Raw genomic sequence first — 12,198 nt, 5'->3', positions numbered from 1 at the left:
ATGTGATGGAATCATCACCGCTACACTGGCTATCGTTGCATTTATGACGCTACTCAATTCTGGCTCACCGACATCTATGATGTATTGGCCTGTTGAGACTTATATAGGTCTGACCTTTACGATTGGCTGGTTGAGTGGTGTACCCAGCTGGTTAGCTTACGTGCTAGCGGCAGTAGTGCTTATTCTTATCGTTGTAGGGTCTTATAAAATTGGTAGCTGGGTTTATGGGTTAGTAGCAGGTAAGTCTTAAGTGCCAAAATGCTAGTGTATATTCCTCAGAATTTTATAGTCGATTACGTTGTTCTAATGCTTCTTTGATTTTTATATGCTATTCATTAGCGATAGGTTAGAGGTATCTCGATCTATCGTTTTTTTTATTCTTGCTGATCCATTTTTAGATGCTTATAGTTTATATGTTGTACATAGATACAAACTTTTTGTTTGGTGATACAGAAATATTTGTTTCTATTTCCCAACTATGTTTCAATCTCATTCTTTTATCAATTTCTTATATACCTTAAGTACATCCACTGTGCTTAAGTTTTGATTGGAGTAATGGGCTATGCAAGGAAGTAATTCGCCAAATGGCAGTCCGCCACACGATAACTTTGATGCAGCAGAAAAAAACTCTCGCATGCAGCGATTTTTGAAAGGGGTAGAATGGCTAGGTAATCTATTACCACACCCTGTGATTTTATTCGTATGGATGTCAGTATTTTTGCTAGTACTGTCGTCCGTATTGTCTTACTTTGGTGTATCGGTAATTGATCCGCGGCCAGAAGGTGCTAAAGGGCGTAGCGTCGATGGTATGATCGAAGTTGTCAACTTGTTAAATGGTGAAGGTTTAGCACGTATTGTTGAGAACTTAGTGAGCAATTTTACAGGCTTTGTACCACTCGGAACGGTGCTAGTCGCTCTGCTCGGTGTCGGCATCGCTGAGCGTTCTGGCATGATATCCGCTGCACTACGCGGACTGGTATTAAATGCACCAAAAAAATGGTGACCTTTACCATTGTGTTCGCAGGTATTATGTCGAATACAGCCGCTGAGCTTGGCTACGTAGTGTTGATACCGCTTGCAGCAGTCATCTTTCACTCACTTGGTAGACACCCTTTAGCTGGTATTGCAGCAGCATTTGCTGGTGTGTCTGGTGGGTACAGTGCCAACTTATTACTCGGCACGGTTGATCCTCTATTATCAGGGATTACCCAAGAAGCGGCACGTATCATCGATCCAGCTTATACCGTTGGAGCAGAAGCGAACTGGTATTTTATGGTGGTCAGCACTTTTTGATTAGTGGTTTGGGTTATTTTGTGACCGAAAAAATCGTTGAGCCAAGTTTGGGTAAGTATAACCCGACTGATGCTGATGATCCTTCGGTGCTAGATACCAAAGCTGAGCACGTGTCTGCGATTGAGAAAAAGGCCTTATCTGGGCAGGTATTAGCATGTTGATATTTTGCTTATTACTTGCTTGGACGGTAGTGCCAGCAGACGGTATCTTACGTAATACTGAGACAGGCCTAATATCAGGCTCGCCATTTTTGAAAGGGATTGTCGTCTTTATCTTTGTTTTCTTTGCCATACCAGGTTACATCTACGGCAAAATTACTGGTAGCATGAAAAACAATCAAGATATCGTTGATGCGATGAGTCATGCGATGAGTTCGCTCAGTATTTATATCGTCTTGGTGTTCTTTGCCGCACAGTTCACTGCATTCTTTAACTGGTCAAACCTTGGCTCTGTGATGGCTGTATCTGGTGCGACTTTCCTAAATGATATCGGTTTGACTGGACCATTCTTGTTAGTGGGTTTTATCTTGATATGTGCGGTAGTCAACTTGATGCTAGGTTCGGCGTCTGCGCAGTGGGCAGTGACAGCACCGATATTTGTACCGATGCTTATGCTGACGGGTTATGCACCGGAGATGATACAGGCAGCGTATCGTATTGGTGATTCGACCACCAATATTATTACGCCCATGATGAGCTATTTTGGCTTAATTATGGCGGTTGCGATTCGCTATAAGAAAAATACGGGTGTCGGTACACTGATGGCAATGATGTTGCCTTATTCTATTGCATTCCTAGTTGGTTGGATTATTCTATTCTGCATTTGGGTGTTTGTACTTGGTTTGCCAGTTGGTCCAGGTTCAGAGACGTTTTACCCAGCACAATAAGTAGATAGTTATAGCAAATATACTGACAATAAAAAGTCCTTACTAGTGACCTAGTAAGGGCTTTTCCAATAAACATTAATGGCTTTATGTGCCTGAACAGTCTTACGACTTCATTGCTAACTGATTAAGCACGGTTTGAATACCATACTCTTCAATCGTCCCAGTGACAAAGTCAGCGCGTTCTATTAAAGCTGGCTGCGCATCTCCCATGGCCACAGCAAATCCAACCAAGTCGAACATTTCTAAGTCATTCATACCATCACCAAATGCCATACACTCGCTTGCATCTACCGCATAGTACTCGCATACATCTTTGATGCCGCGAGCTTTTGATGCCTCTGCTGGCAATATATCGGCACCAATCTGATGCCAATGTACCAGCTTTAAATCATACTGGGCAAAGTCGATGTCTTGCATCTTTTCTTGCTGATTATTAAAAAATACCGAGCACTGATAGACGGTATTTGTTTTGTAGTACTCAGGATCAAGGATCGAATTGGGCGTGACCGCATTGAACTCGCGTAAACGTTCATTTTCACCTGACCAAGCGATATGAGTAGCAGAGTCAAACTTATGAATCAAATCACTCTGCTGGCATAGGCGCACGATTTTATCTGTCTGTTCAGCCGTTAATGGGTAGTGGCTGATTCGGCCGCTTTTATCAAAACTATACTGTCCATTCATACAAATAATAGCGTCCAATATATCTGCGTCAAGCAACGTTAGAATGTCTTCAGGCAATATGGCTTTAGAACGACCAGTCGAAATCACTAGTTTAATATCGGTATCTGCAAGCTGCTCAAGCGTCGCTTTATTGTGTTCAGCGATGATGCCGTTACGGCTCAAGGTATCATCGATGTCAAAAAGATGATTTTTGGGGTCGAAATCTTAGTAGTCATACTTTCTTTGGCAATCTTATCTTCGATAAACATGATGATCCTATTATTTTTAGTCGTGTAGATACAATGATTCAGATACTACTACAACATACCCAATCAGATAAATACCTATCGAGTAACCTATGATGCTACAAGTATGCTTATTGAGACAGTATTTGCATGTAGCCTGTAGAACAGCTCATTGCTTGTCCAGAGTATTAACAAAAATGCTAAACGATATGATTAACTTAACCGTGTTTATTTATTATAAAGTTATATTCAATTATCAAAAACAATCTACCAAATAAGATGGACTCTCGTTATTAATGCATCAGCTACCTAAAGGAATAAGTATGAAATTCTTTACCTTAAAATCGGTTACAGTTTTGGCAACAGTGGCTTTATCTGCTAATGCTTTTGCAATGGATGTTAAATTTAATGATGCTGCTTGGGATGGCAAAAAGTACCTGAAGGTCAGCAATGTCTAAATTATAATGGCAAAAGTCCAGCCACGCCTAGCATGACTGTTTCAAACATTCCTACAGACGCGGAAAGCTTGGTATTCGTCTACAACGATGTAAGCAACAAACGTATGCAGCATGGTGGACATGGTATCGTGGAATTTGCACTACCAGAGGGTGCTACGAGCGCAGAAGTGCCACGAGTATTTGGTCATACTTACGAAGTACCAGTCGGTATTGAGATGGTCGCAGAATACCGTAACCGTAAAGGTGAGGCGGGCGGTGCATATAAGCCGCCTTGCTCTGGCGGCAAAAACCATCTGTATACGGTAGATGTACAAGCATGGCAAGGCGACTCGGTACTTGCTGAAACAACAGTTGAGATGGGACGGTATTAATACGTTAGCTATTCAATTAATATGCAACAATTGGTATGCAACAGAGCCGTCTATACAAAACTGTTTATACATGCCGTAGACGGCTTTTTATTGAGGGTAGGTTGTGTTTTACATACCTATAAATGGGTTAGATCAACAGACATTACAGACCCTGATAAATGCTTGTAGAGTTTAGTCTATAAGTAAACATGACTTAGTCTTATAAGGGCGTTGAGGCAGGGCTATAGGAGAATATAGATTAGGCTTGTTAACTATTGGAATAATGCCAAGATACTGAACGTGACAATTTTGTAGTATAATTTTACTACTACGGATATCGGTATGCTATATCATTGAAACTTCTATGTTATAAATCTAAAAAAATCATAACAAATGGTAAAAAACGTTATTAATTATACTTTATCTTAAAGTATACCTTGATTTGAATGAATTATTTTATAAATAAGGTTTCTTATGAACATAACGACCATTCAATCTTCAGAAGATAGAAAAAGGCATGGCGAACATATTCTTATCCACATGACATATATCGCCAAAAATGTCGATCTAGATTCTGGGATTGAGCTGACTCGCGCACTTGAGTACTGGCGCAGATATTTTGAAGAGAACGATATCGTTTCAGCTTTAGTCATTAGTGAAGGTTATTTCGTTCAAAGTTTTCAAGGGACAAGGCCTGCTATCAATACTGCCTTGGAAAAAATACTTGACGAGCATTCAACTATTGTCCCCAATATTGTGAATATAGAGGAAATAGAATCGCGCCGATGGAATGGGTTTTTAGTTAAACATCTAACCTCAAGCGTTGAAGATGAAGAGCATGCTCTAAAGAACTTCTCAGCAGGCTCCGACTACAATCCTTATCTAATGAAAAGCTCTCAGATTGAAAGCTTCTTGAAGGCGGTTTTTGAAAATGCTGAATCTAATTAATTTTAAATGAGTGGCATTTAGTTTTTAAGCATTTACCTCTTAGAATAGGTAATAGCCACTTGTCCTATCTAGAATAGAAAAGCCGTCCATACGTTTGTATAGGCGGCTTTTTGTTGAAAGCAAGTTAGCAGTATCGGTACAGGATGTTTTCTTAGCAGTTGGACAGAATATTGGCGGATGTTCATAAGTGACTATTCATACCTGACTCTTGCATTATTTAACTACTAAAAACGCCTTGGTGATATCTGTTTTTGTTATGTTATTTTAAGCTATGGATGATAAGAAGCTGGTCAATTCCCAAGAGTTTTATTGATTATACTTTATGATAAAGTGTATATTAATTTATATACCTATAGTTAAGTCTTTATAAAATCGATACAGCCCATATCATGAAACAGTTTAGGTAGATTATTCTCCATCCATCCTTGGCGTAGAAACTTAGCCTGTGCCCATTTTTTCTCGATAGGGTTTAGATCAGGGCTGTACGGCGGCAGCCATAAAATACGATGACCATGTCTATTAAGTAGCTTTTGAATACGCTTACTCTTATGAAATCGAGCATTATCCATGACAATCACGCATTTAGTTTTAAGACTTGGGATTAGCGTGTATTTGCACCAGTGGTAGAATATGCTGCTGTTAATATTGTGTTCAAAGTAATCAAGCGCAAATAGCATTTTTTCATAGAGAGCTCCGATGACATTAGTACGTCTCGAAGCTTGCCAGTTGTAGCTATCGATACAGGGTTTACCAATCGGTGCATAGCCATGAGAACGAATGGTTTCAGCCTCAAAGCCGCTTTCATCCATATAGACAATGGGATAGCCTTGCTGCGTAAAGCGATCAAGCCTACTCTGGAATATCGCTCTTTTTATCGGACACGCTTTTGGATGTTCCAAGGTCTTTTTTTGACTGATACCAAGACGCTTTAAAGCATTAAAGATGCCCGTTTTACTACAGTTCAAGCGACGAGCTCTTTCATAGTTATAATCATCTGGGTATCTTTTTACGTCTTCAATCAATGCGTCATCAGGTATTTTAGTCGGTGCTTTATTTCTGGTTGTTTTAGGCGCTAATTTCTTCTGCCAGCTGTGAATGGTGCTGGTGCTAAGTCCATAAAATAGCGCAGCTTCTCGTATGGTCATACCATCAGTGATGCTAGAAAGTACCTGTTTGCGATAGTCTATTGAATAAGTCATCGTTTATTTCATTAAATGCAATTGTTAATAGGGTTGTATCGGTTTTATTTGGATTAGACTATATTGTATAAATGGATTTTCTTATGCAAATAACGACAAGTCAAACGTCAGAAAATAGGAAAAGACATGGCGAGCATCTGCTGATTAGCCTAACGTATATCGGTAAAAACATCGAAATGAAAACAGGTATAGAGTTGACTCGTGCTCTTGAGCAGTGGCGAAGATACTTTGAGGAAAGTGGGTTAGTTGCAGTGCTTGTGATCAATGACGGTTATTTTGTTCAAAACATTCAAGGCTCAAGACCGGCGGTCAACGCTGCTCTAGCGAAGATAATTGATGAGCATTTCAAGGTTGTTCCTAATGTTGTCAAGGTGGAAGAGATAGAAGCGCTTCGATGGGATGGGTTCGTAACCAAGCATCTGACGGAAAGTGCCGAAGATGAAGAATATGCCTTAAAAAGTTTCTCAGCAGGTTTTGACTTCAATCCTTATCTAATGAAAAGCTCTCAGATTGAAAGCTTTCTGAAAGCGGTTTTTGAAAATGTTGAATCTAATTAATTTTTAATGAGTAGCATTTCTATACCATAAGAGTCATCTATTTTAATTGGCGTAAAAAAGCCGTCTATAAAGTATCTTTTGATTTAGATAATTTTTTATAAATAAGGTTTCTTATGCATATCACTACCAACCAACCTTTAGAAGATAGAAAAAGACATGGTGAGCATATTACTCTAAGCCTAACGTATATTGGCAGAAATAGTGACAGTAATAATGGAATAGGGTTGGCTCGTCTGCTTGAGCAATGGCGAAGGAATAATGAAAAAAGTGGTGTAACCTCAGCGCTTGTCGTGAATGACAATTACTTTATTCAAAATATTGAAGGTCCAAGACCTCTTATCAATGAAATACTAGTAAAATTGATCAGTGAGTACTCTTACCTAGTACCCCACCTCAGTGAAATTGAGGAAATAGAAGAACGTAGGTGGGATGGGTTTTTAATAAAATATTTAACATCAAGTGCAGAAGACGAAGCATATACCCTAAAAAGTTTCTCAGCAGGTGCTGACTTTAATCCGTATCTAATGAAAAGCACTCAGATTACAAGCTTCCTGAGAACGATCTTTAAGGATACCGAATTCAATAAAGCTTAAATAAATTCTATATTTTGATTAACGTAAAAAAGCCGCCTATACATTGTGTATAGGCGGCTTTTTAAGCTGTTTAATTTTATTAGCTAGATTTTGAACTAGGGTTTCCAAAATTTAACTAGTCAAACTACCCAATCTCAACACTCGTCACATTCTGAAAGCCTCTTGGCAACTGCCCACCACGATTACCGCGAACACCCGTATAGTTAGCCAAATCATTTGGCTTGAGTGTCACATGGCGTTTGCCAGCAGTAATGACAAGGCTGTCTTGCTGACTAAGTGGTGTGATAGCAAGTACCTCTTCGCCATCTTTCAGTTTAATAAGTTTGTTCCCTTTACCGCGAGCTTGTTCAGGCAAATCATCAAGAGCAAATATCAGTAGATATCCTGCATTGGTCGCAACGGCAACATGATCAGGTGTCACACGCACATTGCTATTTTCACCTTCTGTATTAGCAGCCGTCTCTACTGGTACGTCGATACGTGCAACAGGGAGCAAGCGACTATCAGTTGCTAGGTTAATGACGTTTTTACCAGCTTTTTGATTGCTATCGAGGTTGCCAATGGTATTGATAAAACCATAACCCGCTGAACTAGCAAGAATAATACGTTGATCGTTATCACCCGTTAGTAGCTGCTCAAAGCTGGCACCTGCTGGTGGCTTTAATACACTGGTCAATGGATCGCCTTGACCACGCGCAGACGCTAAATTATGCGCATCGATACTGTAACTGCGTCCAGTGCTGTCGAGTACGTAAATCCTTTCGTTTGATTTGCCGCGCACGTGCGCTTGATAGCTGTCACCTGAGCGGTAACTCATGCCAGCAGCATCGACATCATGACCTTTGGCTGCGCGAATCCAACCTGCTTTTGATAAGATAGCAGTGACCGGCTCACTCGGTACGAGGTCTGACTCTTTCAGTGCTTGCGCTTCTTCACGTTCTGCCAATGGTGATACACGCTCATTGCCATGTTCTTTCATATCGGCAGTAAGCTCGTCAATCATCAGGTTGGTTAGACTGTCTGGATTGTCTAAGTACTCTTGAATAATAGCGCGCTCAGCAGCGAGTTCATCTTGCTCACGGCGCAGCTCAATCTCTTCTAATTTTGCCAACTGACGCAGACGAATATCCAAGATAGCATTGGCTTGAATGTCAGTCAGGTCATAATCCTGCATCAAGGTCGCTTTTGGATCATCTTCTTCACGAATGATGCGAATCACTTCATCAATATTCAGATAAGCAATCAGTAAACCTGCCAAGATATGCAAGCGTTTATCGATTTTATCGAGGCGATATTGCAAGCGTCGCGTGACCACCGAGCGGCGACAGATTAACCATTCTTCCAAGACTTCCTTTAGGTTTTTCACCTGAGGCTTACCATTTAAGCCAATCATATTCATATTGACGCGGTAATTGCTTTCTAGGTCAGTACTGGCAAACAGGTGACTCATGACACGATCGACATCGACTCGCGTTGAGCGCAGCTCAAGGACGATACGGCAGGCATTTTCGTGATCTGATTCATCATGAATATCCGTCACCCAAGGCAGCTTCTTATCTGTCATAAGCTTAGCAATTTGCTCTTGGATTTTGTTGCCTGACACTTGGTAAGGCAGCGCATCGATAATGACGAGATTTTTTTCTTTAGGGTCAACATGAAAGGTCGCGCGCATCTTATAACTGCCGCGTCCAGTCTCGTACATCGCTTGCAAATCTTTCTTGCTAGTGATGATTTCCGCTGGTGTCGGTAGGTCAGGTGCGGGTATCGATTGGGTAAGCTGCTTAACCGATAGCTCTGGGTTTTTAAGCAATCGAATAGCCGCGCGTACCACTTCATTAAGGTTATGTGGCGGAATATCAGTTGCCATACCAACAGCAATACCTGTCGTACCGTTTAATAAAATATTAGGTAAGCGGGCAGGTAAGGTCGTTGGTTCTTGCATCGTACCATCGAAGTTATCTTGCCAGTCGACTGTACCTTGACCCAATTCTGCCAGCAACGTATTGGCATAAGCTGACATTTTGGCTTCGGTATAACGCATCGCGGCGAAGGATTTTGGATCATCTGGGCTACCCCAGTTACCTTGACCAGTGATGAGTGGATAGCGATAGCTGAACGGCTGTGCCATCAGTACCATGGCTTCATAACAAGCGCTGTCACCATGCGGATGGTATTTACCCAATACGTCACCGACCGTACGTGCAGACTTTTTCGCCTTAGCAGAGGACTTTAGCCCAAGCTCGCTCATGGCATAGACGATGCGACGCTGGACAGGTTTTAGACCATCAGCGATATTTGGCAACGCCCGATCCATGATGACGTACATGGCATAGTTTAGATAGGCCTGTTCAGTGAACTCTGCGACTGAACGAGTATCCATTGGCTCATTGGGAATAATTGGGGCGATCGTATGATCAATAACATCAGACATAAAATAGGATTCACTTATCAGTTTTAATAGGTATAGATAATTGGTTCAAGCATACAAATAGGATAGTGCTATCGTAAAGGATATTGCACCAATTAAAAAGACGTATGTCAGAATATACGACATCTCGTGACGTGCTTAAAACAAGCGCTTATAAAGGTCTTTTATAGTGTGGTGATTCATAGCTTTTATAGATTAAGTTAAGTATAGTAAATCTAATATTTATTTTTTATATAGTTAATAGATGTCTTAAGATTGAATCCTTTTTATTTAGGATATTTTATCTATCATTAGTCTAAAGAAAGTAGGTACAGAATAGTTTTAGTGCAAAATTAATAACTGCAAGTATGGCAGCTAATAGACTAAACAAGGCGGCTGCTTTACCTATTTAAATAGCGTTAACCATATATTGACACGGACAAGTCGCTACTGAACTATTTTACAATAAGGAATTTCTGTTATGTCATTTGACCCTTTATCTAATATTTCCGCCTCTACCATACTAAAAAACGAAAGTAAGCACCTAGGGAAAAACGCTACTAGAAATGTACTATTGATTACTGCTGTAGCCAGTCTAGGATTGACAGCCTGTAGCCCTTCACAAATGAGCAAAACGCTACCAGCCGAGACAAGCAGCACAGTCAATCAAGATGCAGCAGTGGTGTCAGAGTCTATCATGGCGTCACCCAGTGTTAAGCCATCCGTCATCAGCCAACAGATGATGATACGTTCTGCGGCGCAGACAGGTATCGTACGCCCATTACCGAACATCATAGTCACGCCAGAGGCAAAAGACAACTATCAAAAAAACGCCGCCAATCCTGTACATCGAACTACGGATATGGCGGTATCCACCCTGTCTATCGATACCGATACGGGCAGCTACGCCAATGTGCGCCGCTATTTAAACGAGGGTCAACTACCACCTGTTGATGCCGTACGGGTAGAGGAATTGATTAATTATTTCAACTATCAATTTGATGATGGCAAACGCTTAGGTAGCGCCCCGTTTATTGTGTCAACTGAAGTAGTAGACTCACCTTGGGATAGAGCAGATCAGGATAATAAAATCGTCAAAGTTGGTATCAAGGCCGTTGATAGTAGCTGGTCGCAAAAAACGGATAAGCAGTCTATGCCTCCTGCCAACCTTGTGTTTTTAGTAGATGTGTCAGGCTCTATGTCGTCGCGCGATAAACTGCCATTGGCACAGTCATCGCTTAAACTGTTGACAGAGCAGATGCGTGCCCAAGACAGCATCAGTATTGTGACCTATTCAGGTAGTACTAGTGTGGCGTTGCCTGCGATTAATGGTGACCAAAAAGCAAAAATATTGGCTGCGATCGAGGGGTTAAATGCCTCAGGCTCAACCAATGGGGAAGACGCTCTGAAATTGGCCTACAGACAAGCTGAGCAAGGACTAAAAAAGAACGGTATCAATCGAATAATGATGTTAACGGATGGCGATTTTAATGTCGGTATTAGTGATGTCGATGAGATGCTGGATTTGGTCAAAGCCAATCGCGATCGCGGTATCTCTTTATCTACCGTTGGCTTCGGTCGTGGTAATCTGAATGATCACATGATGGAACAGATGGCGGACAACGGCAATGGTAATTACAGCTATATTGACAGTCTAACTGAAGCGAAAAAGTCTTTGGCGATGAATTAGCCGCGACATTCAACACCGTTGCCAAGGATGTAAAAGTCCAAGTTGAATTTAATCCTGATGTGGTGAGTGAGTGGCGCTTAATTGGTTATGAAAATCGCGTACTGGCTGAAGAAGACTTCAATAATGACAAAGTTGATGCAGGTGAGCTTGGGGCAGGTAAGGCGGTTATCGCTTTGTTTGAGGTAACTCCAAAAGGACAAAAAGGGTTATATAGCGATCGCCGTTATGCTGCTAGCAATGCCAGTATTAGTTCGAATAATAAACAGAACTCTAATGAGCTTGGCTATCTAAAAATTCGTTATAAAGCACCGACAGGTGGTAGCTCCAAACTCGTTAGCCAACCGATTAATAAAGCCAGCCACGCTTTAAATAAAGCCAGTATCGATACTCAGTTTGCGATGGCAGTAGCAGGGTTCGGTCAACGCTTGACTCAAAGCGATTATATTAATGATTGGCAGTACAGTGATAGCACTAAGCTTGCCAAAAGTAGTATCGCAGATAGACCAAGTAGCGATACTGATGGTACTCGTCGCAACTTTGTGACGTTAACTGAGCTGGCGAGTGCGCTAAAAAATAGCCGATAGTGAACAGATATCGTGTCGGGATGGTCATTAGGGAGCAGAATTGAAGGGTCATATTTTCTAATAGATTGACTGATATTTTTATTCTAAAGTATTGATATTTATAGGGATATTGAGCGTCAAGCCTATTTGAGAACTGGTGTAGCAATCTTTTGTATTGAGTACTATGTATAAAGTGTGTATGTTAATGAACAAAGGGCTATTTACCGCTATATTGTTCGCTCAGCACTATACAAATATATCGCAGCCTTGCTTTTTATCATAACGATAGGCAAGACTCTGACGTTTTGTATATTTATCACACTGTGATTGGCGTGGGTTGACGGTA

11 protein-coding genes and 2 pseudogenes are annotated in these 12,198 nt (G+C 41.1%); 10 read left to right on the top strand and 3 right to left on the bottom strand.

Features of this window, described 5'->3' with window-relative positions; all coding sequences use genetic code 11:
- Positions 1 to 43: 43 nt before the first annotated feature.
- The 4 genes and pseudogenes from ACOBWA_RS13185 (at position 44) to ACOBWA_RS13170 (ending at position 2,179) form a co-directional block, all read left to right on the top strand.
- Positions 44 to 250 carry a hypothetical protein gene (locus tag ACOBWA_RS13185; protein ID WP_420229618.1) on the top strand — a complete coding sequence of 69 codons (207 nt, stop codon included), beginning with the start codon at positions 44 to 46 and terminating at the stop codon, positions 248 to 250.
- Positions 251 to 562: 312 nt separating this feature from the next.
- Positions 563 to 1,293: pseudogene (locus tag ACOBWA_RS13180) on the top strand (AbgT family transporter).
- 20 nt (positions 1,294 to 1,313) lie between these two features.
- Positions 1,314 to 1,454, top strand: coding sequence for a hypothetical protein (locus ACOBWA_RS13175; protein WP_420229617.1), 141 nt, complete (start codon positions 1,314 to 1,316; stop codon positions 1,452 to 1,454).
- Positions 1,448 to 2,179: an AbgT family transporter gene (locus ACOBWA_RS13170; protein ID WP_420229616.1), complete on the top strand. Its 732-nt coding sequence runs from the start codon at positions 1,448 to 1,450 to the stop codon at positions 2,177 to 2,179. Before ACOBWA_RS13175 ends, ACOBWA_RS13170 begins: the two co-directional genes overlap by 7 nt.
- 102 nt (positions 2,180 to 2,281) lie before the next feature.
- Here the strand turns inward: ACOBWA_RS13170 and ACOBWA_RS13165 are convergent, their stop codons facing one another.
- Entirely contained in the window at positions 2,282 to 3,025 is a 744-nt protein-coding gene (locus ACOBWA_RS13165; protein ID WP_420229615.1) for a Cof-type HAD-IIB family hydrolase, read from the bottom strand.
- Between the two features lie 385 nt (positions 3,026 to 3,410).
- Here ACOBWA_RS13165 and ACOBWA_RS13160 point away from each other — a divergent pair, with 385 nt between their 5' ends.
- From ACOBWA_RS13160 to ACOBWA_RS13150, 3 genes are all read left to right on the top strand, one after another.
- A complete protein-coding gene (locus ACOBWA_RS13160; protein WP_420229614.1) occupies positions 3,411 to 3,545 on the top strand; it encodes a hypothetical protein in 135 nt (44 codons plus the stop codon).
- A complete protein-coding gene (locus tag ACOBWA_RS13155; RefSeq protein ID WP_420229613.1) occupies positions 3,506 to 3,916 on the top strand; it encodes a hypothetical protein in 411 nt (136 codons plus the stop codon). Before ACOBWA_RS13160 ends, ACOBWA_RS13155 begins: the two co-directional genes overlap by 40 nt.
- 453 nt (positions 3,917 to 4,369) lie before the next feature.
- Positions 4,370 to 4,843, top strand: a complete 474-nt coding sequence (locus ACOBWA_RS13150; protein ID WP_420229612.1) for a BLUF domain-containing protein — start codon at positions 4,370 to 4,372, stop codon at positions 4,841 to 4,843.
- A gap of 356 nt (positions 4,844 to 5,199) precedes the next feature.
- Here ACOBWA_RS13150 and ACOBWA_RS13145 read toward each other — a convergent pair whose 3' ends face one another.
- Positions 5,200 to 6,042, bottom strand: a complete 843-nt coding sequence (locus ACOBWA_RS13145) for an IS630 family transposase (protein WP_420229286.1) — start codon at positions 6,040 to 6,042, stop codon at positions 5,200 to 5,202.
- Positions 6,043 to 6,125: 83 nt separating this feature from the next.
- Here ACOBWA_RS13145 and ACOBWA_RS13140 point away from each other — a divergent pair, with 83 nt between their 5' ends.
- Positions 6,126 to 6,599, top strand: coding sequence for a BLUF domain-containing protein (locus ACOBWA_RS13140; RefSeq protein ID WP_420229611.1), 474 nt, complete (start codon positions 6,126 to 6,128; stop codon positions 6,597 to 6,599).
- 113 nt (positions 6,600 to 6,712) lie between these two features.
- Complete coding sequence (locus tag ACOBWA_RS13135; protein ID WP_420229610.1) at positions 6,713 to 7,192, top strand: BLUF domain-containing protein; 480 nt, start codon at positions 6,713 to 6,715, stop codon at positions 7,190 to 7,192.
- A 124-nt stretch (positions 7,193 to 7,316) separates the two neighbouring features.
- Here the strand turns inward: ACOBWA_RS13135 and parC are convergent, their stop codons facing one another.
- Positions 7,317 to 9,623: a DNA topoisomerase IV subunit A gene (gene parC / locus ACOBWA_RS13130; protein WP_420229609.1), complete on the bottom strand. Its 2,307-nt coding sequence runs from the start codon at positions 9,621 to 9,623 to the stop codon at positions 7,317 to 7,319.
- 601 nt (positions 9,624 to 10,224) lie between these two features.
- Here parC and ACOBWA_RS13125 point away from each other — a divergent pair.
- Positions 10,225 to 11,873: pseudogene (locus ACOBWA_RS13125) on the top strand (vWA domain-containing protein).
- The last annotated feature ends 325 nt before the right edge of the window (positions 11,874 to 12,198 follow it).

Source organism: Psychrobacter sp. ER1, assembly GCF_048631835.1.
In the GTDB taxonomy this organism is placed as follows: domain Bacteria; phylum Pseudomonadota; class Gammaproteobacteria; order Pseudomonadales; family Moraxellaceae; genus Psychrobacter.
This window is presented reverse-complemented; position numbering and strand designations above follow the sequence as displayed.

Coding starts and splice junctions, on each gene's coding strand:
- ACOBWA_RS13160 (WP_420229614.1), top strand. CDS start 3,411: ATGAAATTCTTTACCTTAAAATCGGTTACAGTTTTGGCAACAGTGGCT.
- ACOBWA_RS13150 (WP_420229612.1), top strand. CDS start 4,370: ATGAACATAACGACCATTCAATCTTCAGAAGATAGAAAAAGGCATGGC.
- ACOBWA_RS13135 (WP_420229610.1), top strand. CDS start 6,713: ATGCATATCACTACCAACCAACCTTTAGAAGATAGAAAAAGACATGGT.
- ACOBWA_RS13145 (WP_420229286.1), bottom strand. CDS start 6,042: ATGACTTATTCAATAGACTATCGCAAACAGGTACTTTCTAGCATCACT.
- ACOBWA_RS13170 (WP_420229616.1), top strand. CDS start 1,448: ATGTTGATATTTTGCTTATTACTTGCTTGGACGGTAGTGCCAGCAGAC.
- ACOBWA_RS13185 (WP_420229618.1), top strand. CDS start 44: ATGACGCTACTCAATTCTGGCTCACCGACATCTATGATGTATTGGCCT.
- ACOBWA_RS13140 (WP_420229611.1), top strand. CDS start 6,126: ATGCAAATAACGACAAGTCAAACGTCAGAAAATAGGAAAAGACATGGC.
- parC (WP_420229609.1), bottom strand. CDS start 9,623: ATGTCTGATGTTATTGATCATACGATCGCCCCAATTATTCCCAATGAG.